The organism is Pseudomonas sp. Z2-11 (genome assembly GCF_054161305.1).
The window spans coordinates 4,651,081-4,672,634 of the sequence record NZ_CP096395.1; the positions used below are offsets into that span (position 1 = coordinate 4,651,081).

21 protein-coding genes are annotated in these 21,554 nt (G+C 63.1%); 10 read left to right on the plus strand and 11 right to left on the minus strand.

Annotated elements, in window-relative coordinates; translation table 11 throughout:
* Positions 1-61: 61 nt before the first annotated feature.
* The 4 genes from rlmD to M1E16_RS20545 form a co-directional block, all read right to left on the minus strand.
* Positions 62-1,432, minus strand: a complete 1,371-nt coding sequence (gene rlmD / locus M1E16_RS20530; RefSeq protein ID WP_458128248.1) for a 23S rRNA (uracil(1939)-C(5))-methyltransferase RlmD — start codon at positions 1,430-1,432, stop codon at positions 62-64.
* Positions 1,432-2,334: a cysteine synthase CysM gene (cysM, locus tag M1E16_RS20535; RefSeq protein ID WP_305499413.1), complete on the minus strand. Its 903-nt coding sequence runs from the start codon at positions 2,332-2,334 to the stop codon at positions 1,432-1,434. Before cysM ends, rlmD begins: the two co-directional genes overlap by 1 nt.
* A gap of 184 nt (positions 2,335-2,518) precedes the next feature.
* On the minus strand, positions 2,519-3,940 hold the full coding sequence (locus M1E16_RS20540; RefSeq protein WP_458128249.1) for a histidine kinase sensor domain-containing protein: 1,422 nt from the start codon (positions 3,938-3,940) through the stop codon (positions 2,519-2,521).
* Positions 3,927-4,649: a response regulator transcription factor gene (locus M1E16_RS20545; protein ID WP_458128250.1), complete on the minus strand. Its 723-nt coding sequence runs from the start codon at positions 4,647-4,649 to the stop codon at positions 3,927-3,929. Before M1E16_RS20545 ends, M1E16_RS20540 begins: the two co-directional genes overlap by 14 nt.
* A 215-nt stretch (positions 4,650-4,864) precedes the next feature.
* Between M1E16_RS20545 and M1E16_RS20550 the strand changes: the two genes are divergently transcribed.
* From M1E16_RS20550 to M1E16_RS20565, 4 genes are all read left to right on the plus strand, one after another.
* Positions 4,865-7,615, plus strand: coding sequence for a response regulator (locus tag M1E16_RS20550; RefSeq protein ID WP_458128251.1), 2,751 nt, complete (start codon positions 4,865-4,867; stop codon positions 7,613-7,615).
* Between the two features lie 66 nt (positions 7,616-7,681).
* Positions 7,682-8,671 carry a 2-hydroxyacid dehydrogenase gene (locus M1E16_RS20555; RefSeq protein WP_434629041.1) on the plus strand — a complete coding sequence of 330 codons (990 nt, stop codon included), beginning with the start codon at positions 7,682-7,684 and terminating at the stop codon, positions 8,669-8,671.
* 182 nt (positions 8,672-8,853) lie between these two features.
* Complete coding sequence (locus M1E16_RS20560; protein ID WP_434572413.1) at positions 8,854-9,288, plus strand: hypothetical protein; 435 nt, start codon at positions 8,854-8,856, stop codon at positions 9,286-9,288.
* A complete protein-coding gene (locus tag M1E16_RS20565; protein WP_458128252.1) occupies positions 9,288-9,692 on the plus strand; it encodes an META domain-containing protein in 405 nt (134 codons plus the stop codon). The genes M1E16_RS20560 and M1E16_RS20565 overlap by 1 nt, the downstream gene beginning before the upstream one ends.
* Positions 9,693-9,767: 75 nt before the next feature.
* Here the strand turns inward: M1E16_RS20565 and M1E16_RS20570 are convergent, their stop codons facing one another.
* Positions 9,768-10,235 carry a TlpA family protein disulfide reductase gene (locus M1E16_RS20570; protein ID WP_434601582.1) on the minus strand — a complete coding sequence of 156 codons (468 nt, stop codon included), beginning with the start codon at positions 10,233-10,235 and terminating at the stop codon, positions 9,768-9,770.
* A gap of 105 nt (positions 10,236-10,340) precedes the next feature.
* Between M1E16_RS20570 and arsC the strand changes: the two genes are divergently transcribed.
* The 3 genes from arsC to M1E16_RS20585 are packed head-to-tail and all read left to right on the plus strand — an operon-like array spanning position 10,341 to position 11,714.
* Positions 10,341-10,694: an arsenate reductase (glutaredoxin) gene (gene arsC / locus M1E16_RS20575; protein ID WP_434629033.1), complete on the plus strand. Its 354-nt coding sequence runs from the start codon at positions 10,341-10,343 to the stop codon at positions 10,692-10,694.
* Positions 10,691-11,296, plus strand: a complete 606-nt coding sequence (wrbA, locus tag M1E16_RS20580; protein ID WP_434572410.1) for an NAD(P)H:quinone oxidoreductase — start codon at positions 10,691-10,693, stop codon at positions 11,294-11,296. The genes arsC and wrbA overlap by 4 nt, the downstream gene beginning before the upstream one ends.
* Positions 11,289-11,714, plus strand: coding sequence for a DUF2069 domain-containing protein (locus tag M1E16_RS20585; RefSeq protein WP_458128253.1), 426 nt, complete (start codon positions 11,289-11,291; stop codon positions 11,712-11,714). Before wrbA ends, M1E16_RS20585 begins: the two co-directional genes overlap by 8 nt.
* 99 nt (positions 11,715-11,813) lie before the next feature.
* Here the strand turns inward: M1E16_RS20585 and M1E16_RS20590 are convergent, their stop codons facing one another.
* Together M1E16_RS20590 and ttcA are read right to left on the minus strand one after the other, a co-directional pair.
* A complete protein-coding gene (locus M1E16_RS20590; RefSeq protein WP_458128254.1) occupies positions 11,814-12,488 on the minus strand; it encodes a DNA-3-methyladenine glycosylase I in 675 nt (224 codons plus the stop codon).
* 66 nt (positions 12,489-12,554) lie between these two features.
* Positions 12,555-13,379, minus strand: coding sequence for a tRNA 2-thiocytidine(32) synthetase TtcA (gene ttcA, locus M1E16_RS20595; RefSeq protein WP_305499398.1), 825 nt, complete (start codon positions 13,377-13,379; stop codon positions 12,555-12,557).
* Positions 13,380-13,774: 395 nt separating this feature from the next.
* Here ttcA and M1E16_RS20600 point away from each other — a divergent pair, with 395 nt between their 5' ends.
* Both M1E16_RS20600 and M1E16_RS20605 read left to right on the plus strand, forming a co-directional pair.
* Positions 13,775-14,377: a Yip1 family protein gene (locus M1E16_RS20600; protein WP_305499396.1), complete on the plus strand. Its 603-nt coding sequence runs from the start codon at positions 13,775-13,777 to the stop codon at positions 14,375-14,377.
* A gap of 162 nt (positions 14,378-14,539) precedes the next feature.
* A complete protein-coding gene (locus M1E16_RS20605; protein ID WP_458128255.1) occupies positions 14,540-15,034 on the plus strand; it encodes a SprT family zinc-dependent metalloprotease in 495 nt (164 codons plus the stop codon).
* 121 nt (positions 15,035-15,155) lie between these two features.
* On the opposite strand, the gene M1E16_RS20610 is transcribed toward M1E16_RS20605, so the two are convergent.
* On the minus strand, positions 15,156-16,331 hold the full coding sequence (locus M1E16_RS20610) for a CaiB/BaiF CoA transferase family protein (RefSeq protein ID WP_458128256.1): 1,176 nt from the start codon (positions 16,329-16,331) through the stop codon (positions 15,156-15,158).
* Positions 16,332-16,638: 307 nt separating this feature from the next.
* Complete coding sequence (locus M1E16_RS20615) at positions 16,639-17,991, minus strand: dicarboxylate/amino acid:cation symporter (protein WP_305499392.1); 1,353 nt, start codon at positions 17,989-17,991, stop codon at positions 16,639-16,641.
* 334 nt (positions 17,992-18,325) lie between these two features.
* On the opposite strand from M1E16_RS20615, the gene M1E16_RS20620 reads away from it, so the two are divergent.
* On the plus strand, positions 18,326-19,324 hold the full coding sequence (locus tag M1E16_RS20620; protein ID WP_458128257.1) for an AraC family transcriptional regulator: 999 nt from the start codon (positions 18,326-18,328) through the stop codon (positions 19,322-19,324).
* A gap of 158 nt (positions 19,325-19,482) precedes the next feature.
* On the opposite strand, the gene M1E16_RS20625 is transcribed toward M1E16_RS20620, so the two are convergent.
* Both M1E16_RS20625 and M1E16_RS20630 read right to left on the minus strand, forming a co-directional pair.
* Positions 19,483-20,829 carry an ATP-binding protein gene (locus M1E16_RS20625; protein WP_434629018.1) on the minus strand — a complete coding sequence of 449 codons (1,347 nt, stop codon included), beginning with the start codon at positions 20,827-20,829 and terminating at the stop codon, positions 19,483-19,485.
* A complete protein-coding gene (locus tag M1E16_RS20630) occupies positions 20,826-21,503 on the minus strand; it encodes a response regulator (RefSeq protein ID WP_434572398.1) in 678 nt (225 codons plus the stop codon). The genes M1E16_RS20625 and M1E16_RS20630 overlap by 4 nt, the downstream gene beginning before the upstream one ends.
* Positions 21,504-21,554: the final 51 nt, after the last annotated feature.

The window sequence follows — 21,554 nt, forward strand, 5'->3', positions numbered from 1 at the left end:
CATCGCTGACCTTCGTTGCCCGTGTTTCCGCCCAGGGCTGTGGCGGGTCGGCACGAACGGGTCAGTCGGACAAGCCATCCTGGCTCGCTTCAAATAACGCCATGGCCTCGACATGCGCCGTCTGAGGAAACATATCGAGAATCCCGGCACGTTTTAACCGGTAGCCCTGCTTGATCAATTCGACCGTGTCCCGGGCCAAAGTTGCCGGGTTGCACGACACATAAACCAGCCGCCTGGCACCCAGCGAGGCCAGCTTGCGCACCACCTCGAAAGCACCATCACGGGGTGGGTCCAAGAGTACCGCAGAAAAGCCTTCGCCGATCCACTCGGCGCCCGCCAAAGGCTGGGATAAATCGGCCTGAAAAAAGGCAGTGTTATGCAAATTGTTGCTGAGGGCGTTCGCCGCCGCGCGCTCGACCATGGTCTGCACGCCCTCCACCGCCACGACCTCGCGCACCTGCCTGGCCAGTGGCAAGGCAAAGTTGCCCAGGCCACAGAACAGGTCCAGCACTCGCTCATCGGGTCGAGGCGCCAGCCATTGCAGCGCCTGGGCGACCATCGCCTCGTTGACGGCGGCGTTCACCTGAATGAAATCCCCCGGCCGGTAAGCCAGTTCCAGGTCCCAGCTTTCCAGGCGATAACCCAGGGCTTGGCCCGGATCGACCGGTTGCGGCTCGCCTTCGCCATGCAGCCACAACTGGGCTTCATGGAACGCGCAGAAATCCTTGAGGATCGTCAGGTCGGCTTCCGACAACGGCGCCATATGCCGCAGCAATAACGCCAGGGACGAGCCGGCGAACAACTCGACATGGCCGAGCGCCTGGGGTTTGCCCAAGCGACGGAGCATTTCCGGCAGGCGACTCATGATCGGCTGCAAGGGCTGTACCAGCACCGGACATTCACCGATGGCTACTATTTCCTGGCTGCCGACGGCACGGAAACCCACTTCAAGATTTTTTGCTTTCTGATCCCAACGCACCGCCACCCGGGCGCGACGTCGGTAGCCGAACTCCGGCCCGCTCAACGGCGCGGCCCACTCATCCGGCTCGACACCGGCCACGCGCGACAGTTGCTCGGCGAGCATGCGCTGTTTCAGGGCAAGCTGTTCGCCATGGGGCAAATGCTGGACGCTGCAACCGCCGCAGCGACCGGCATGCACGCAGGGCGCTGCACGACGCAGTTCGCTGGAGGAAAATACCCGTTCGGTGCGGGCCTCGACCACTTTGCCGTGGGCACCGAGCACCCGCGCCTCGACCTCTTCACCAGCCAGGGCGCCGATGACAAACCAGGTCCGCCCGTCGACAAACGCAATGCCCCGGCCATCGTTGGCCAGGCGTTCAATGGTCAGGCGCTGCTTCTTGCCGGTGGGCACTTGCGGGGCCCGGCTTCCGCCGCTGGGCTGGAAGCGCAAGCCTCTTTCTTGTTTGGCCATCAGTTGGGCGCGTCGAAGATGCCGGTCGACAGGTAACGGTCGCCACGGTCGCAGATGATCGCGACGATCACTGCATTTTCCACTTCCTTCGACAAACGCAGCATGCCCGCCACGGCACCGCCCGAAGACACGCCGCAGAAAATACCTTCTTCACGGGCCAGGCGACGGGTCACGTCTTCGGCTTCGCTCTGGGCCATGTCGATGATGCGATCCACGCGATCGGCCTGGTAGATCTTCGGCAGATATTCCTCGGGCCAGCGGCGAATGCCGGGGATGGCCGAGCCTTCCATCGGTTGCAGGCCGATGATCTGCACGTTCGGGTTCTGTTCTTTCAGGTAGCGTGAAGTACCCATGATGGTGCCGGTGGTTCCCATCGAGCTGACGAAATGGCTGATCGTGCCGTCGGTCTGGCGCCAGATCTCCGGGCCGGTGGTGGTGTAGTGGGCTTCTGGATTGTCGCCGTTGGCGAACTGATCGAGCACTTTGCCCCGGCCCTCGGCCTGCATGCGCTCAGCCAGGTCACGGGCGCCTTCCATGCCCTCTTCCTGGGTCACCAGGATCAGCTCGGCGCCATAGGCCGTCATCGCCGCCTTGCGCTCGGCGCTGGAGTTGTCGGGCATGATCAGGATCATCTTGTAGCCCTTGATCGCCGCCGCCATCGCCAGGGCGATGCCGGTGTTGCCGGAGGTCGCCTCGATCAGCGTATCGCCCGGGCGGATCTGGCCGCGCAATTCGCCACGGGTGATCATCGACAGCGCCGGCCGGTCCTTGACCGAACCCGCCGGGTTGTTGCCTTCGAGCTTGAGCAAAAGCGTATTGCTGGTCGCGCCAGGCAGGCGCTGCAAGCGAACCAGGGGGGTGTTGCCGACGCAATCGGCGATGGTTGGGTACTGCAAAGTCATGGCGTATTCGCAATCCGGGCTGCGGGGGCGCCTATCATACCGGCAAACCGGGCGAGGCCATATCACGCAAAGTGTGGTGGTTATGGCTTATGGGAATAAGCAGCTCCAGCCCAAACGCACTCACGTGGCGAGGGAGCTTGCTCCCGCTGGGTGACGAAGTCGCCCCAATTCGGGTTTGGTGGTGTCAGGCAGGTTGCAGGGGGCCGCTGCGCGCCCCAGCGGGAGCAAGCTCCCTCGCCACGGGGGCGGTGGCTGCTTGAGTGGCGACCAGACGCAGGTTCAACCGCAAGCCCTTCCTGCCGTTCTGCGCCCACAGCCGCCCACCCTGGCGCGCCAGCGCATTACGGGCAATGCTCAGCCCCAGCCCGAAACCGCCGTCTCCCGGGCGAGAGCCATCGAGACGGGTGAACGGGTCGAAAATACGCTCAAGATCCTGCTCGGCCACGCCACCGCCGTCGTCTTCAAGCCACAGCAGCCAGAAGCCGCCCTCACGTCGACCGTCCAGCCGCACCACGCCGCCGGGCGGCGAGTGCCGGATGGCGTTGCGCAGGATATTTTCCAAAGCCTGCGCCAAGGTATTGAGGTTGCCCTGGACCCAGCACTCGGCATCGACCGCGCATTGCAGTTGAGCGCTGGGCCAGCCGCTTTCGTAACAGGCGTTTTCCGTGAGCATTTCCCACAAGGCCTGAACCTGGATCGCCTCGACCGCCAACGGCGCGCGTTCGGTGTCGAGCCAGGCCAGTTGCAGGGTGTCCTCGATTAATCGCTGCATGCCTTCGACTTCCCGGGCGACGCGCTCGCGCAATTGGTCCAGGTCCTGCTCGCTGTCGCTGGCGACTTGCAGGCGACTCAGCGGCGTGCGCAGCTCATGGGACAGGTCGCGGAGCAGTTGTTGTTGCAGCGCGACGGTCGATTGCAACCGCTCGGACATGTGATCGAACGCGCGGCCCAGCTCGCCCAGTTCATCGGCACGCTCGGTGGTGCGGCTGGACAGGCGCACGCCCAACTGATCGGCCCGCCAGGCATTGGCCTGTTCGCGCAGTTGATTGAGCGGCACCACCAGCAGGCGATACAGCCCGACACAGAGCAACAGGGTGAACAGTCCGGGGATCACGCCGTTGGTCATCACACGCCAGAACAACTGGTACTGCCCCGGCAGGAAACGCTCGGGCAGTTCGATCACCAGGCTGCCGACGGACGGGTCGCCGGGGAACGGCACCCGCAGCCACGGTCGCCCCTTCTTGTGGATCGGCCAATCCAGACCACGGAGGAAGGTCAGCCGCTCGACCTCTTTCTCGGTCAACGGCTGCCCGCTCAACGATTGCAGGTCGGGGCCGATCACCCCCACCCAGCTTGCCTCGCGCGGCGGCATGCCTTGCAACCAGCGGTCCACCCCCACCTGTCGACCGGAACGCCAGGCGTGCTCGGCCTCGGCGGCGTAACGCGTGAGGGTGCCGCGGGCCTGGTCCGAGAGAAACTGGTTGCGCTCCTCCATATAACGGCCCCAGGACCAGCTCAGCCAGATCATCAGCAGACAGAACGCCACCAGCAGGCATGCCAGTTTCCAGAACAACGAGTGCCGCCCAGGCAGATCAGACCACTTCATCGACGGCACTCAACACGTAGCCCTTGCCCCACACCGTGCGCAGCTCCCGCGCGGTGTAGCCGATAGACTTGAGCTTGCGGCGGATCTGGCTGACATGCATGTCCAGGCTGCGATCATGCGGTGCATAGCCGCGCTGCAACACATGCTGATAGAGGAAGGCCTTGCTCAGGACTTCACTGTCGCTGCGGTGCAGGACGTCGAGCAAACGGTATTCGCTGCGCGTCAGCCCTGCCCATTGGCCCTGGACCTGTACATCGCTGCGTTGCTCATCAAAGTCCAGGTCCTGCGCCTGGGGCAGAGTCATCATTTGAGCCGGGCGCCGATCCAGCGCCACTCGGCGCAGGATGGCCTCGATGCGCACGCGCAACTCCGCCATGCTGAACGGTTTGGGCAGGTAATCGTCGGCGCCGAGGCGAAAGCCGCTGATGCGATCCGCTTCCGCGCCCAGGGCAGACATCAGCAACACCGGGGTCGAATGACTCAGGCGCAAACGGGTCAGCACCGCGAGGCCATCCAGCCCGGGCAGCAGGATGTCCATCAACACCACGTCGAACGCCTGCCGGCAGGCGATGTCCAGGCCATCGTGGCCGTTCTGGCACCAGGTCACTTCGAAGCCGCTGCGGGCCAGATGCTCATGGACATAAGCGCCCAGCACGGGGTCGTCTTCGATGGCAAGGATGCGCGGCGGTACAGCGGGGATGGGATTCATCAGTATCTGCAAACAATTCTCAGTTGAACGATTATTCAAGATCGGCTCCCGACAGGCAACCGCCGTGTATCGCCACGGCAGATGGCCAGTCGGTCGGGATGCGCGAGGACATGAATTTTACGAACAAGGCTCGCCTGCAAATCGCTACACTGCGCAGATGTTGCGCGCCGGATGCGCGCAAAGCTCAATCGGACCGCTGGATGCAGGAGACAAGTGTGCTCAAGAAACTGGGAATCAAAGGCCGTGTGCTGCTGCTCACCCTGCTGCCGACCACCTTGATGGCGCTGGTCCTGGGCGGTTATTTCACCTGGATGCAGCAATCGGACCTGCACGCTCAGTTGCTGCAACGCGGTGAAATGATCGCCGAACAACTGGCCCCGCTGGTCGCTCCGGCCATGAGCCGCCAGGACATCGAGCTGCTGGAACGCGTCGCCACCCAGTCCCTCGAGCAAGCCGACGTTCGCGCGGTGACCTTCCTCGCACCCGACCGCACACCGCTCGCCCATGCCGGCCCGACCATGCTCAACCGGGCGCCGGAGGGCAACAGCAGCCAACTGCTGCAACGCACCGGCAACGATGCCACACGCTATCTGCTGCCGGTGTTCGGCAAGCATCGCAACCTGGCTGGCGAACTGATTCCCGAAGAAGCCGATCGCCTGCTGGGCTGGGTCGAGCTGGAGCTGTCCCACAGCGGCATGTTGCTGCGCGGTTACCGCAGCCTGTTCGCCAGCCTGTTGCTGATCGCCGCCGGCCTGGGTTGCACCGCGCTGCTGGCCCTGCGCATGGGCCGCACCATCAATCGACCGCTGAGCCAGATCAAGCAGGCCGTGGCGCAGCTCAAGGACGGGCATCTGGAAACCCGCCTGCCACCGTTGGGCAGCCAGGAGCTGGATGAGCTGGCGTCGGGTATCAATCGCATGGCCGGTACCTTGCAGAATGCCCAGGAAGAATTGCAGCACAGCATCGACCAGGCCACCGAAGACGTGCGCCAGAACCTGGAAACCATCGAGATCCAGAACATCGAACTGGACCTGGCCCGCAAGGAAGCGCTCGAAGCGAGCCGGATCAAGTCCGAATTCCTCGCGAACATGAGTCATGAAATCCGCACGCCGCTCAACGGCATCCTCGGTTTCACCCATTTATTGCAGAAAAGCGAGCTGACCCCGCGCCAGCTCGACTATCTGGGCACCATCGAAAAATCCGCCGATAGCCTGCTCGGCATCATCAACGAGATTCTCGACTTCTCGAAGATCGAGGCCGGCAAGCTGGTGCTCGACAGCATCCCCTTCAATTTGCGGGACCTGCTGCAGGACACCCTGACCATCCTCGCCCCCGCCGCCCACGCCAAACAGCTGGAGCTGGTGAGCCTGGTCTACCGCGACACGCCGTTGTCGCTGGTGGGTGACCCGCTGCGGCTCAAGCAGATCCTCACCAACCTGGTGAGCAACGCCATCAAGTTCACCCGTGAAGGCACCATCGTCGCCCGCGCCATGCTCGAAGATGAGCACGAAGACAGCGTGCAGTTGCGCATCAGCATCCAGGACACCGGCATCGGCCTGTCCAGCCAGGACGTGCGGGCGCTGTTCCAGGCCTTCAGCCAGGCCGACAACTCCTTGTCCCGGCAGCCCGGCGGGACCGGTCTGGGCCTGGTGATTTCCAAGCGACTGGTGGAACAGATGGGCGGTGAGATCGGCGTCGACAGCACGCCGGGCGAAGGCTCGGAGTTCTGGATCAGCCTGCGCCTGCCCAAGACCCGTGACGACGCCGAAGACCTGCCCGGCCCGCCGCTGCTGGGGCGCCGCGTGGCGGTTCTGGAAAATCACGAGCTGGCCCGCCAGGCCTTGCAGCACCAGCTGGAAGACTGCGGTTTGCAGGTGACGCCGTTCAATACCCTGGAAAACCTGACCAACGGCGTCACCGTCGCCCACCAGACGGACCAGGCGATTGACCTGGCCGTACTCGGCATCACCAGCAACGACATGCCGCCGGAGCGTCTAAACCAGCACATCTGGGACCTCGAACACCTGGGCTGCAAGGTGCTGGTGCTGTGCCCCACCACCGAACAGACGCTGTTCCATCTCTCGGTGCCCAACCCTCACAGTCAGTTGCAGGCCAAGCCGGCCTGCACCCGCAAGCTGCGCCGGTCGCTTTCCGACCTGGTCAACCCGCGCCCGACCCGCAACGAACCCAATGAACCGGTGGCCAGCCGCGCGCCAAAAGTGTTGTGCGTGGACGACAACCCGGCCAACCTGCTGCTGGTGCAGACCCTGCTCGAAGACATGGGCGCCCGGGTGCTAGCGGTGGAAAGTGGTTACGCGGCGGTCAAGGCCGTGCAGAAGGAAACCTTCGACCTGGTCCTGATGGACGTACAGATGCCCGGCATGGATGGCCGCCAGAGCACCGAAGCGATCCGCCAATGGGAAAGCGAGCGGCATTGCACGCCACTGCCGATCGTCGCCCTCACCGCCCACGCCATGGCCAACGAGAAGCGGGCCCTGTTGCAAAGCGGCATGGACGACTACCTGACCAAGCCCATCAGCGAGCGGCAATTGGCCCAGGTCGTACTCAAGTGGACCGGCCTGGCGCTGCGCAACCAGACCCCGGATCGGGGCGCTGATGCCCAAGGCAGCAGCGAGCTGCTGGTGCTCGACCACGAGGAAGGCCTGCGCCTGGCCGCTGGCAAGGCCGATCTGGCGGCGGACATGCTGGCGATGCTGCTCGCCTCCCTTGAAGCCGACCGCGAAGCGATCCGCCAGGCCAGCGAGGCCAACGACCACAATGCCGTGATCGAACGGGTCCACCGCCTGCACGGGGCCACGCGCTATTGCGGCGTACCGCAACTGCGCGCGGCCTGCCAGCGCAGCGAAACCTTGCTCAAGCAGCAAGACCCGCGGGCTGCCGCGGCCCTGGAAGACCTGGACCGTGCCATCCACAGGCTGGCCAGCGAGGCGCGCATCAGCGCCTGACCCAGCGCAATGGTCACCGGCGCAATGGCTGTTAAGCTCGGTTCATCCCAGCGCCAGGAGGCCGCCATGCGTGCAATTCTATTCAGCAGCCAGACCTACGATCGTGACAGTTTCAGCAAGGCCGCCGTACCCGCCGGCCTTGAATTGCAATTCCAGCCGGCACGCCTGAGCCTGGACACCGTGGCCCTGGCCGAACGGTGCGAGGTGGTGTGCGCCTTCATCAACGACGACCTGAGCGCGCCGGTGCTGGAACGACTCGCGGCCGGCGGCACCCGGCTGATTGCCCTGCGCTCGGCCGGCTTCAACCATGTCGACCTGCCCGCCGCCAAGCGTCTGGGGCTGAGCATCGCCCGGGTGCCGGCCTACTCGCCCCATGCGGTGGCTGAACATGCGGTGGCATTGATCATGGCCTTGAACCGCTGCCTGCACCGCGCCTGCAACCGCACCCGGGACGGCAATTTCAGCCTGAATGGGTTGACTGGCTTCGACCTGGTGGGCAAGACCGTGGGCGTGGTCGGCACAGGACAGATCGGCGCGACCTTCGCCCGGATCATGGCCGGTTTCGGTTGCCAGTTGCTGGCCTACGACCCGTTCCCCAACCCTCAGGTCGAAGCCTTGGGGGCCCGCTACCTGCCTCTGGCCGATCTGCTGGCGCAGGCGCAGATCATCAGCCTGCACTGCCCGCTCAACGACCAGAGCCGACACCTGATCAATGCTCATTCCCTGGCAACCCTGCAACGCGGCGCCATGCTGATCAACACCGGACGCGGCGGCCTGGTGGATACGCCGGCACTGATCGAAGCGCTGAAAAGCGGCCAGCTGGGTTACCTGGGTCTGGATGTCTACGAGGAAGAGGCCGAATTGTTCTTCGAGGACCGCTCCGACCTGCCGTTGCAGGACGACGTGCTCGCGCGGCTGCTGACCTTTCCCAATGTCGTGGTGACCGCACACCAGGCGTTCCTGACTCGCGAAGCACTGGCCGCGATTGCCACCACCACCCTCGACAACATCGCCGCCTGGGCGGCTGGCGCTCCGCAGAACCTGGTGGATGGCTGACATATCCCCTGTGGGAGCGAGCCTGCTCGCGAAGACGGTGTGTCAGCCACACGTCGATCGACTGAGGCGCCGCTTTCGCGAGCAGGCTCGCTCCCACAGGGGGATTTCGTCGGCCCGCCCCGCTTGTAGGCGATGCCCAAGCCAGCCCCCGTGCTAGCATGTCGCGCCTATCTGGAGGACCCATGGCCGAACACGATTTTCGCTACACCCTGATGAACCCGCAGCACACCTTGACCGAGGTCCGCGCCCTGGCGCCGGGCCGTTACCAGGTCACCGGCAATGGCGGCTCGATCCAGGCCAACGATGTATTGCTCGTCACCCTCAAGGGCAGCAAGGACCTTTCCATGCGCCTGACCGTCGACACCGTTCGCCATCTGCTCAAGCCGATCGGCCAATGGACCGCCATGACCACCGGTCCGGTGTTCGGTGAACTGGCGATCCACACCTGGCAGGTCAAGTGCGACCAATGCGCCAAGGAACTGAGCTTCGAGTTCGCCGTCGATGCCAAGCTCGGCACCAAGGCCCAGAAACCGGCCGCCAGCGCACGCATTGCCGAGCTGGGCTGGACGACCGACGGGGAGAAACACCGGTGCCCGAAATGCCAGGAAGCCGCCTGATGAAACATCTGGTCCTGGCCACGCTGATGGGCGCCGGCCTGATGGGCTGCGCCGCCGATCCGGTGCAACTGCAACCCAACCGCAGCTACATCCTCGAATGGATCGGCGAGCGGCCGTTGATGGATTACAGCCACCTGACCATCACCCTCGACGATGACGGTCGTGCCTACGGCAATGCCGGCTGCAACCACTGGTTTTCGCCCTACACCCTGGAAGGTGACCGCTTGAGTTTCGGCAGGATCGGCAGCACCCGCAAACTCTGCGCCCCGGCGTTGATGGAGCAAGAGACGCGTTTCTTGCAGGCGCTGGAGAAGGTCGAACGCTGGGACGTGTCGCCCATCGGCCAGACCCGTTTCTGGCCGGCCCAGGGCAAGCCGTTGCGGTGGTGGTTGGAAGAGGGTTGAGGCCCAGGTCAACCCGCTTCTGCCTGTGGCGAGGGGATCTATCCCCTCGCCACAAAGTGCCTATTCCCAATCAGGCTATTTCAGCGCCTGCAACGCCTCCAGCCTGGCCATTACCGCCGCCGCCGTCTGCTCTCCCAGCAATTGTTCACGCACCTTGCCCTGGGTGTCGATGATGTACGTCACCGGTAGGCCTTCACTGCGCGGGACATCAAAGAACTCGGCCGGATCCCGGGCCAGTACGGTGAAGCGGATGCCCAGCTTCTCGCTGGCACTCTTGAGTTCTTCGCCTTGCACCTGATCGAAGTTGACCCCGAAGACACCTACGTTGCGTCCCTTGAGCTGTTCGGCCAAGGCATTAAATTCGGGGATTTCAGTGCGACACGGCGCGCACCACTCGGCCCAGTAGTTGAGCACCAGCCATTGTTTGTCCAGCCGCTGCGCGGCAATCGGCTGACCGTTCTGGTCCACGCCGTAATCGTTGCCGCAGCCGCCGAGCAATAAAAAGCCGATGAATGTCAGTGCCGCCGCCAATCGCCTTGCCATGTGCCGATCCTTGTCTGAATGTGGACAGCTGCGCGACCCATCAGGTGCTAGGGGCCTCGCAGCACAGTAGAATAGCCGCCACCTTACGCAAGATGCGACCCGCTCATGACTGATCTGACGCTTTATCACAACCCGCGCTGCTCGAAATCCCGCGGTGCGCTGGAACTGTTGCAAGCCCGTGGCCTGGCGCCAACCGTGGTCCGCTACCTCGAAACCCCGCTGGACGCTGCGCAGCTGGAGCGGCTGCTGGGCAAGCTCGGCATTGAGGCACGCCAGTTGTTGCGCACCGGCGAAGATGAATACAAGACCCTGGACCTGGCTGACGAAAGCCTGAGCCAGGCGCAGTTGATCGCCGCCATCGCCGCCCACCCGAAACTGATGGAACGGCCGATTCTCGAAGTCGGCGACAAAGCGGTGATCGGTCGCCCACCGGAGAAAATCCTGGAGATCCTGCCGTGAGCACGCCCTATATCCTGGTGCTGTATTACAGCCGCAGTGGCTCTACCAACGAAATGGCCCGCCAGATCGCCCGCGGCGTCGAGCAGGCCGGGCTTGAAGCCAGGTTGCGCACGGTGCCGGCGATTTCCACCGAGTGCGAGGCGGTGGCGCCGGATATCCCCGAACAGGGCCCGCTTTACGCCAGCCTCGATGATCTGAAGAACTGCGCCGGCCTGGCCCTGGGCAGTCCGACCCGCTTCGGCAACATGGCCGCGCCGCTCAAATACTTCCTCGACGGCACCAGCAACCTGTGGCTGACCGGCGCCCTGGTGGGCAAGCCGGCCGGGGTGTTCACCTCCACCGCGAGCCTGCATGGCGGCCAGGAAACCACGCTGTTGTCGATGATGCTGCCACTGCTGCACCACGGCATGCTGATCACCGGCCTGCCCTACAGCGAGTCGGCCCTGATCGACACCCAGGGCGGCGGCACACCCTACGGCCCGAGCCACCACGCCGGCGCCGACGGTAAAAGCGGCTTGAATGAACACGAAGTCGCCCTGTGCCGCGCCTTGGGCCTGCGCCTGGCAAAAACCGCTTTGTTGCTGGAGAACGGCCGTGGCTAAGAAGCCGAAGATCCTGCCGCCGATCGAGTGGCTGGAGCCGCGTGTGCACATCGCCCGTAACCTCAGCCTGCTGTGCTTTTTCGGCTTGGTGGGGCTGCTCAGCGGGTATTACCTGCTGATCGCCGACCTGCACGGCGCGCGCCCCTGGGTGATTCTGCTGATCGAACTGGTGCCACTGCTGATACTCGCGCCAGGCATGCTCAGCGGCAGCGCGCGCGGGCATTCGTGGATGTGCTTCGTGGTGAATCTGTATTTCATCAAGGGCGCGCTGGCGGCCTACGATCCGAACCGGCAATTATTCGGCCTGCTGGAGATGGCGGCGAGCGTGGCGCTGTTCTGCTCGGCATTGCTGTATGTGCGCTGGCGTTTCCAGTTGAACCGGCGTTTGGCTGGCGAGGGCGATATCTCCGTCGCCTGAGAAACCGCCTTCGCGAGCAGGCTCGCTCCCACAGGGGATTTGTGAACACCACAGATCCAGTGTGGGAGCGAGCCTGCTCGCGAAAGGAGGGACGCGGTCTCAATGATTCACGGTATAAGCCAGCATCATCGAGATCTGGCTCAGCGGCCGCCCGCCACTCTCTTCATGCCACTGGTTGAACGCATTCTGCACCGTCGCCAGGTCCCGCTGGCTGGTCGGGACTTTATCGATGATGTCCTGGGCGTTGAGCGCCGCTACGACGTCATAGCTGGGCACGAACGTATCCTTGCCCATCATCCGCAGGAAACGCGGCGCCGACAGGCCGCCCAACTGATGGCCGTGTTTTTTCAGGTAGGTCCACAAGCCGACGATATCGGTCACCGGCCAATCGGCGATCATCGCACCGAAGCTGCCCTTTTTATGGGCCACATCCAGCACCAGCTGCGCGTTGCGCGGCACGCTCTTGAGCTTGCCCAGGTGGCGGATGATCCGTGCATCCTGCATCAGCCGCTCCAGGTGCTCGGCGCTCATCAGCACAACCTTTTCCGGGGCGAACCTGAAAAACACCTCTTCGAACGCCGGCCATTTCGCATCGACCAGGCTGTGCTTGAGCCCGGCGCGAAATACTCGCAGCGCCATGGTCGAGAGGTAGCGATCATCGCTGATCTTGCGCAGTTGCGCCGGGGTCTTGGGTACAGGCAGGTGGGCTTCCAATTCAGCCGCCGAACCGAAACGGTTCAGACAATACTCGTGCAGCCACTTGTAATCGCGCATGCCCTCTCCTGGGATTGAAATGAAAACGGCGCTTGCAAGCGCCGTGAATGCAAGCTGTCGATAGCGTCAGAGATTCACCACATTGACGAACCGCGGCGTGGCGCTTTCGTCGATGCGCAGGTTGGCGAAGTCGAACAGGTTGCGGTCCGCCAGTTGCGACGGAATGACGTTTTGCAGGCCCCGAAAAATGCTCTCGGTACGGCCCGGGGTCTTGCGCTCCCATTCCTGGAGCATCTCCTTGACCACCTGGCGTTGCAGGTTTTCCTGGGAGCCGCACAGGTTGCAGGGAATGATCGGGAACTGCTTGAAATCCGAATAGGCCTGGATGTCCTTCTCGCTGCAATAGGCCAGCGGACGGATCACCACGTTGCGCCCGTCGTCGGCGCGCAGCTTGGGCGGCATGGCCTTGAGCGAGCCGTTGTAGAACATGTTGAGGAAGAAGGTCTCGACGATGTCGTCGCGGTGGTGACCCAGGGCCATCTTGGTCGCGCCGATCTGATCAGCGAAGGTATAGAGCGTTCCACGGCGCAGGCGCGAGCACAGCGAACAGGTGGTCTTGCCTTCGGGGATCAGTTCCTTGACCACCGAATAGGTGTCTTTCTCGACGATGTGATATTCAACGCCCAACGATTCGAGGTAGGCCGGCAGCACGTGCTCGGGAAAGCCCGGCTGCTTCTGGTCCATGTTCACGGCAACGATGTCGAACTTGATCGGCGCAACCTTCTGCAAATGCATAAGCACGTCGAGCAAGGTGTAACTGTCCTTGCCGCCGGACAGGCAGACCATGACCTTGTCGCCATCCTCGATCATGTTGAAATCGGCGACGGCCTCACCGGCCAGGCGGCGCAGGCGCTTTTGCAGTTTGTTCTGGTTGACCGTGAGAGTGCCCATGACGCGAAATCCGTGAGGTGTGACGAAAGGCCGGCATTTTACGCAAAAATCCCTCCCGTGGCACCGCCCTTCGTGGCGAGGGAGCTTGCTCCCGCTGGGTTGCGAAGCGACCCTCTGGGACTACCCTGTTGGCGTCTGCTTCGCAGCCGAGCGGGAGCAAGCTCCCTCGCCACGGGGCGGATTTGCCTGGCATAGCGTACAGCGCACAGATCAGGTCGCGATTAAGCCGCTTCGTTACAGCGCGATTTGCTCTAAGCCGCCCATCCCCCTGGCGGTCACTCCTTTCTATACTGCGGCATAAGGTCGCACACACTTACAGACCTTTACTTACTCGGCCCTTTGGCCCGTAGGCGCTCCGTTGGGGGGCGATGGCAATAACAAAGGAGTGACTGACTATGATCCATCATGTCGTGGGGCTCTTTACCCACCCTGATCAAGAATGGAAGGAAATCCGTGGCGATCAGGAGGAAAGCATCAGCCACATGTACCTCACCCACACGCTGATCCTCGCGGCTATCCCGGCGGTGTCGGCGTTCATCGGCACCACGCAGGTGGGATGGGTCATCGGCAATCGCCCACCGGTCATGCTCACCCTGGAAAGCGCGCTGTGGATGACCATCATGTCGTACCTCGCGATGTTGGGCGGCGTGGCGGTGATGGGCGCGTTCATCCACTGGATGGCCCGCACCTATGACGCCAACCCGAGCCTGGCCCGTTGTGTCGCGTTCGCCACCTACACCGCGACGCCGTTGTTCATTGGCGGGCTGGCAGCGCTCTACCCGCACATGTGGCTGGGGATGATCGTCGGCACCGCGGCGATCTGCTACACGGTCTACCTGTTGTACGTGGGTTTGCCGACGTTCATGAACATCCCGCAGGACGAAGGCTTCCTGTTTTCCAGCTCGGTGCTGGCCGTCGGCCTGGTCGTGCTGGTCGCCATCATGGCGTTCACGGTCATTGTCTGGGGATTGGGCGTGGGTCCGGTCTATACCAACTGAAGGCTTGCACAAGCCCTCCGAGAAAAAAGACGATCTGCCAACACAGGCCGCCGCAAGGCGGCCTTCCTTTGCCTGGCGCCGGCGAAACGACCGCTGGGCAGCTGGGCGATTCGCAACGGCCAGCGCTTGCGGCATACTCGGCTTTCTGGAGACCCGTAAAGCATGCTCGAGCAACTCAATACCCGCGTCGAAGAGTGTTACCAACAAGCCGAATCCTTTTTCAAACGTTCTTTCAAACGCCCGGTGGTCAGCCTCAAGTTGCGCGGCCAGAAGGCCGGTGTCGCACACCTTCATGAAAACCTGCTGCGTTTCAATCCCCAGCTGTACCGGGAAAACGCCGACGACTTCCTCAAGCAGACCGTTGCCCACGAAGTCGCGCACCTGATCGCCCATCAGTTGTTTGGCGACCGCATCCAGGCCCATGGCGAGGAATGGCAACTGATCATGCGCGGGGTCTACGAACTGCCGCCCAACCGTTGCCACACCTACGAGATAAAACGCCGCACCGCCACCCGCTACATCTACAAGTGCCCGTGCGACGGCAGCGACTTCCCCTTTACCGCACAGCGCCACAGCCTGGTCCGCCAGGGGCGGCGGTACTTGTGTCGAAGTTGTCGTAATACTTTGGTGTTCAGTGGAGAAACGCGAGTCGAGTAGCCTGGATTAGTCGTGTCTTGGCCGGCCTCATCGCGAGCAAGCTCGCTCCCACAGGGGATTTTGTGAACGCCGCAGATCCATTGTGGGAGCGAGCTTGCTCGCGATGAGGCCAGAAAGCACGCTACACAACCACCCGGTCATCCCGCAGCCGGGCAATCCGCTCATCACTGAACCCCAACTCCCGCAACACCTGCTCCGTATGCGCCCCCAGCCTCGCGCCTATATGCCGAGGCTCGGGCAAGCCTTCGGAAAACTTCAACGGGCACGCCATCTGCGCCTGGCTCGACCCGTCGCCACGGGGCACCTGGGTGACCAGATGCCTGGCCTTCAACTGCGGATGCTCAAGCGCTTCGTCCAGCTCCAGCACTGGTTCGACGCAGGCATCCACCTCGGCGAATAACGCGCAAAGGTCAGCAAAATCGCGCTTCTCGAATTCGGATCGCAATTGTTCTTTGAGCCGTTGCTGCTGCTCGGGCGCCAGGCCTTGGGCGGCGAGCTCCGGCCGCCCCAAGGCCGCGCACAGTGCCTGCATGAACCCTGGCTCGAGACTGCCCACCGACATCCAGCGACCATCCCGCGTGCGGTAGTAATCATAAAAACTGCCACCGTTCAACGCATGGTTTTCCCACCCCGGTTTCACACCGCAGGCCAGGTAACCGGCGCCGGCCAGTGCGTTCAGGCTGAAGACGCAGCCGGTCATGCTCACGTCCAGGTGCTGGCCCTGCCCGCTCTGCTGGCGAGCAATGACCGCCGCCAGCAGGCCGATCACCCCGTGCAGCGAACCGCCGGCGATGTCCGCCGCCTGGATACCCAGCGGCAGCGGCCCGCTGTCGGCCCGACCGGTGTGGCTCGCCAGCCCGGCCAGGGCCAGGTAGTTGATGTCATGGCCGGCGCGATCCTTGAACGGGCCGGTCTGGCCATAACCGGTGATCGACACGTAGATCAGCCGGGGATTGATCGCCTTCAAGGCTTCGTAACCCAGGCCCAGCCGCTCCATCACGCCGGGGCGGAACTGTTCCAGCAGGATGTCGTGGTCGTCCAGCAACCGCTTGATGATCTCCAGTGCCGCCGGCTGCTTGAGGTCCAGGGCCAGGCTGCGCTTGTTGCGGTTGAGGTAGGCATGGCTGGCCGAGGTGCCCTGGTCATGGGGCGGCAATATCCGCAGCAGGTCAGGACGCTCCGGCGATTCGATGCGCAGCACCTCGGCGCCCATGTCCGCCAGCAACAACGAGGCGAACGGGCCGGGCAGCAGGGTGGAAAAATCCAGAACCTTGAGCGATGCCAGTGGGCCTTGCATGGGCGATCTCCGCTTGAATGGTGCGTTCAAGACTAGGCAGGGGCTGGCGATGGGGCAATTACCGGGGATGTCGTTCGGGCTGACAAATCCGCTCAGCGCGAGGGCTGTCGTGGCGAGGGAGCTTGCTCCCGCTGGGTTGCGCAGCAGTCCCCTGCGTATGACCTGAAGCCATGCGGTGGCAGATATATTCTGGGGTTGCTGCGCAACCCAGCGGGAGCAAGCTCCCTCGCCACAGAGGCATGCCTGCTTCACATTCAAGAACCAACAAAAAACCCGCCGAAGCGGGTTTTTCATTGCAGCCTGAAGCTTACTTCACAGCGCCTGGAGCAGCGGATTCAGCCGCGACAATCTGCGCTTGCGCGATCTGCTCGTCATCTTCACGCACGTCGGAGATACCGCGACCACCGGAAGCCAGCTCGGTCTGCAACTGGTCTTCGTCCAGTTCCTTGACCCACTTGGCAACCACGATGGTAGCAACGGCGTTACCGACCAGGTTGGTCAGCGCGCGAGCTTCGGACATGAAGCGGTCGATGCCGAGGATCAGCGCCAGGCCGGCAACCGGCAGGTGGCCCACGGCCGACAGGGTGGCCGCCAGTACGATGAAGCCGCTACCGGTTACGCCGGCAGCACCTTTGGAGGACAACAGCAGCACCAGCAACAGGGTGATCTGATGCGTGATGTCCATCGGGGTGTCGGTGGCCTGAGCGATAAACACCGCAGCCATGGTCAGGTAGATCGAAGTACCGTCGAGGTTGAACGAGTAGCCAGTCGGGATTACCAGGCCCACCACGGACTTCTTGGCACCCAGGCGCTCCATCTTGATCAGCATGCGTGGCAGGGCCGATTCCGACGAGGAGGTGCCCAGTACGATCAGCAGTTCTTCACGGATGTAGCGGATCAGCTTGATCACGCTGAAGCCGTGGGCGCGGCAGATGGCGCCCAGCACCACCAGCACGAACACCACGCAGGTGATGTAGAAGCAGATCATCAACTGGCCCAGTTGCACCAGCGAACCGACACCGTAGGCGCCGATGGTGAAGGCCATGGCACCGAACGCACCGATCGGCGCGAGCTTCATGATCATGTTGATGATGATGAACATGACGTGAGCGAAGCGATCGATGAAGTCCAGCACCGGCTTGCCGTAGGCACCCAGGCGATGCAGGGCGAAACCGAAGAGCACCGAGAACATCAGCACTTGCAGGATGTCGCCATTGGCGAAGGCGCCGACGATGGTGTTCGGGATCACGTTGAGGATGAAGGCAACGATGCTCTGGTCTTTACCGGCATTGATGAAGCCGGCGATCTTGCTGGTGTCCAGGGTCGACACGTCGATGTGCATGCCGTTGCCCGGCTGCACGACGTTGACCACGACCAGGCCGATCAGCAGGGCAATGGTGGAAACGATTTCGAAATAGAGCAGTGCATAGCCGCCGGTCTTGCCGACCGACTTCATGTTCTGCATGCCGCCGATGCCGCTGACGACGGTACAGAAAATGATCGGGGCGATGACCATCTTGATCAGTTTGATGAACCCGTCACCGAACGGCTTGAGGGCAACGCCGGTCTGCGGGTAGAAGTGGCCGAGCAGAATGCCGATGGCAATGGCTACGATCACCTGGAAATACAGGGATTTGTACAGTGGCTGACGAGTCGTCATGGCAAACCTTCCTCAAGAGTCCCGTGTGACAACATCCACCTGTTGTCCACGACACCTCAATTGCGAACCCTCCTGCACTGGAGGGATTTGTTTTTTGTCGGCTGCACGCGGCAGACCTGTGTATGGCATCGCAAGGCCCGTGCCATTTTTACGAAACGTCCTACAAGTGCCGGGGCAGACGGCGTTTGCTTACTACCTGGAGATTAAACGCACGCCCAAACTTGGCGGTTTTCCGCCAACCTCTCGCGTCACGTTCCTGGATTTGGCGGATATCCGCCTTGTCGAGCCCCGACGCCCTGTTACCATTCGTCCGCTCAACGGACGGATTTGTGCCATGCGCCAACGCACCATCGCCAGCCACTTCGCCCGCGCCGCCCTGGGTGGCGCGCGTCGCCAGGGGTTCGACTACGTTCCCCTGCTGCAGCAACTGGGGATCAGCCCGGAGCTGCTGGACGAGCCGCGCGCGCGAATCGCCCCCGAGCAATTCGCCCGCCTGTTGCAGGCGCTGTGGGTCGCATTGACGGACGAATACCTGGGATTTGGCCGGGCACCGAGTAAACCCGGGACGTTCGCCATGATGTGCCACACGTTGATCCACTGTCGGACGCTGGGCAAGGCGCTGCAGCGCGGCCTGTTGTTCTACAGCCTGTTCCCCGACGCCCCGAGCCTGACCCTCGAAGCTGAAGGCGAACGGGTAAGGCTGAGCCTGGACGAGTCGACACTGCGTGATCCCGACCACTTCCTGGCCGAAAGCCTGCTGGTCATCTGGCATCGCCTCGGCAGTTGGCTGATCGGCCAGCGGATCGGCCTGGAACAAGCGACGTTCAGCTATGCCAGGCCAAGCCACGGCGCGGAGTACGACTTGCTGTTCCCCTGCCCCTTGGTCTTCGAGGCGCGAAGCAGCAGCTTGTTATTCCATGCCCGCTACCTGGAAATGCCGTTGCTGCAGGACGAGCGAACCCTCAAGCACTTTCTCGAACGCTCCCCCGCCGACCTGCTCTCGCGCCCGGACGATGGCCACAGCCTCACCAGCCAATTGCGGCGCCTGCTCAGCCGCGACACGGCGCGCTGGCCGGACCTGGACACGGTCGCGGCGCATCTGCATATCAGCTCGCAGACCCTGCGCCGGCATCTGCGTGAGGAAGGCACCAGCTTCCAGGAGCTCAAGGATCAGTTGCGGCGGGATATCGCCATCTACCACCTGGGCCGCGCGGACCTGTCGTTGCAGCAGATCGCCGAACAGCTGGGGTTCTCCGAACCGTCGGCGTTTCATCGGGCGTTCAAGAAGTGGACGGGGGTGACGCCGGGGGCTTATCGGGAGCAGGAGAACTGAGTGGTGACATCGAACTTCTGTGTATCTACTGGCTCCTGTGGCGAGGGAGCTTGCTCCCGCTGGGCTGCGAAGCGGCCCTAAAAACTTGCGAGCGCTGCGCACTCGAGCGGGAGCAAGCTCCCTCGCCACAGGGCCAGTGCAAACACCAAGGATCCCAGTCAAACCACCGAAAAATGAATCCGGAACGCCGCCCCGCCCAGCTCTGAATCTCCCAGCGTCAACCGGGCGCCATAGCTCTCGATGATGTCTTTTACCACCGCCAGGCCGATCCCCTGCCCCGGATGCTGGCGATCCAGCCGTTCACCCCGCTGCAGGATCCGTGCACGCTGGTCCGGTGGCACGCCCGGTCCATCGTCCTCGATGCTCAACTCCGTCCCGCCGAGCGTCTGGTGCACGCTCACCCGCACGTGCCCCAGGCACAGCCGATAGGCGTTTTCCAGCAGGTTGCCAAGCATCTCCAGCAAGGCGCCCTGCTCGATCGGCACCTGGCAATCCTCCGGCAGGTCGAATTCGACCTGCACGCGCTTGTCGCGATAGACCTTGTCGAGCGTGTCGCAGAGGCTCTGCAACACCGGGCGCAAGGGCACCTGATGGCGCACCAGGCCGCTTTTGCGCAGGCTGGCGCGCTGCAACTGGTAGCCGATCTGCTGGCTCATGCGCTCGATCTGGGTTTGCAGTACCCAGGCCTGCCCACGGTCCTCGGGACGCCGGGCCATGTCCTCGCTGACGCCTTGCAGCACCGCCAGCGGAGTCTTGAGGCTGTGCGCCAAGTCATCGAGGGAGTCCCGATAACGGCTGCGCTGCTCACGCTCGCTGTGCAGCAGGCGGTTGAGCGAGCCGGTCAGGCGCAGCAGCTCGCGGGGATGCGCGGTGCTGAGGCTTTCGCGGGTGCCGGTTTCGATCTCATCCAGCTCCTGGCTCAGACGGCGCAACGCCCGCAAGCCCCAGGTCAGGCCGATCCATAACAGCGCCAGCAGCACCGCCAGCGCGGCGCCGAACCCCAGGTAAAGGTTTTCTCGCAGGCCTTGCAGCGTCATTTCGTAATCGTGCACCGGCTGCAGGGTGACGATGCTGAACGCCGCGCTCTGGCCCCCGAGCAGCTTGACCTCGACGTCATAGACGAAAAACTCCTGGCCGTTGTCCTCGCGGATGCGTGCAAACTGGTTGCCCAGCCCGTCGTAGCGCGGCGCGTAATTGATGTGTTCTTCCTGGGTCGCCTTCGAACGCCAGACCAACCGTCCCTCGCGATCATAGATGTAGCCCAGCAGGCGGGCATCGGCGAGGTTGAAGCGCTCATCGGGCAATTGCGCCGGCATCTTCAGGCGATTGTTTTCGACCCGGGCGGCGGAGATCAGCGTGGTCACGTCCGAAGCCAGGCGCTGCTCGATGGATTCCTGCAAGGCCAGGCTGAAGGCGCCCTGCATCGCCGGCAGCAACGCCAGCATGAACAGCACCGCCAGGGTCATGGCGGCCAGCATCAACCGCAATCGCAGCGAACGAATCACTGGCAGCGCTCGTTGAACAGGTAACCCAGGCCACGCACGGTATCGATCGGCTTGAACCCGGCCGGGGCTTCCAGTTTGCGGCGCAGGCGCCCGACCAGCACTTCGATCACGTTGGGATCGCGCTCGTCGTCATCGGGATAAAGCTGCTCCATCAGGCGATCCTTGGCGACCACCTGCTGGTGATGGCGCATCAGGTACTCGAGGATGCGGTATTCGTAGGCGGTCAAGGCCAGCGGCTCGTCACCGAGGGACGCCTGCTTGCGGTTGAGGTCGAGCAACAACGGACCGGCCACGATGGTCGATTGGGTGAAACCGCTGGAGCGACGCAGCAGTGCATTCAGCCGGGCTTCGAGTTCTTCGAACTGAAACGGCTTCACCACGTAGTCATCGGCCCCGGCAGCCAGGCCTTCGACCTTGTCCTGCCAGTTGCCGCGGGCGGTCAGGATCAGGATCGGAAAGGTCTTGTCCTGCGAGCGCAACCGGCGAATCAGTTCCAGGCCGCTGATGCCCGGCAGGCCCAGGTCGATCACCGCCAGGTCGTGATTGAATTCGCCGACCTGGTACAAGGCCTCCTCGGCATTGGCCACGGCCTGGACCACATGGCCGCTGTCGGTGAGACGGGTTTGCAGGTGGTGGCGCAACAACGCTTCGTCTTCGACAACCAATAGTTTCATGGGCCTCTCCCAGGCGAATCAAACAACCAATTTCCAACCAAAGGCGCCGGA

Excerpts from the sequence above, each read along its gene's own strand:
- rlmD (WP_458128248.1), bottom strand. The coding sequence starts at position 1,432 with ATGGCCAAACAAGAAAGAGGCTTGCGCTTCCAGCCCAGCGGCGGAAGC.
- cysM (WP_305499413.1), bottom strand. The coding sequence starts at position 2,334 with ATGACTTTGCAGTACCCAACCATCGCCGATTGCGTCGGCAACACCCCC.
- M1E16_RS20540 (WP_458128249.1), bottom strand. The coding sequence starts at position 3,940 with ATGAAGTGGTCTGATCTGCCTGGGCGGCACTCGTTGTTCTGGAAACTG.
- M1E16_RS20545 (WP_458128250.1), bottom strand. The coding sequence starts at position 4,649 with ATGAATCCCATCCCCGCTGTACCGCCGCGCATCCTTGCCATCGAAGAC.
- M1E16_RS20555 (WP_434629041.1), top strand. The coding sequence starts at position 7,682 with ATGCGTGCAATTCTATTCAGCAGCCAGACCTACGATCGTGACAGTTTC.
- M1E16_RS20560 (WP_434572413.1), top strand. The coding sequence starts at position 8,854 with ATGGCCGAACACGATTTTCGCTACACCCTGATGAACCCGCAGCACACC.
- M1E16_RS20565 (WP_458128252.1), top strand. The coding sequence starts at position 9,288 with ATGAAACATCTGGTCCTGGCCACGCTGATGGGCGCCGGCCTGATGGGC.
- M1E16_RS20570 (WP_434601582.1), bottom strand. The coding sequence starts at position 10,235 with ATGGCAAGGCGATTGGCGGCGGCACTGACATTCATCGGCTTTTTATTG.
- arsC (WP_434629033.1), top strand. The coding sequence starts at position 10,341 with ATGACTGATCTGACGCTTTATCACAACCCGCGCTGCTCGAAATCCCGC.
- M1E16_RS20590 (WP_458128254.1), bottom strand. The coding sequence starts at position 12,488 with ATGCGCGATTACAAGTGGCTGCACGAGTATTGTCTGAACCGTTTCGGT.
- ttcA (WP_305499398.1), bottom strand. The coding sequence starts at position 13,379 with ATGGGCACTCTCACGGTCAACCAGAACAAACTGCAAAAGCGCCTGCGC.
- M1E16_RS20600 (WP_305499396.1), top strand. The coding sequence starts at position 13,775 with ATGATCCATCATGTCGTGGGGCTCTTTACCCACCCTGATCAAGAATGG.
- M1E16_RS20605 (WP_458128255.1), top strand. The coding sequence starts at position 14,540 with ATGCTCGAGCAACTCAATACCCGCGTCGAAGAGTGTTACCAACAAGCC.
- M1E16_RS20610 (WP_458128256.1), bottom strand. The coding sequence starts at position 16,331 with ATGCAAGGCCCACTGGCATCGCTCAAGGTTCTGGATTTTTCCACCCTG.
- M1E16_RS20615 (WP_305499392.1), bottom strand. The coding sequence starts at position 17,991 with ATGACGACTCGTCAGCCACTGTACAAATCCCTGTATTTCCAGGTGATC.
- M1E16_RS20620 (WP_458128257.1), top strand. The coding sequence starts at position 18,326 with ATGCGCCAACGCACCATCGCCAGCCACTTCGCCCGCGCCGCCCTGGGT.
- M1E16_RS20630 (WP_434572398.1), bottom strand. The coding sequence starts at position 21,503 with ATGAAACTATTGGTTGTCGAAGACGAAGCGTTGTTGCGCCACCACCTG.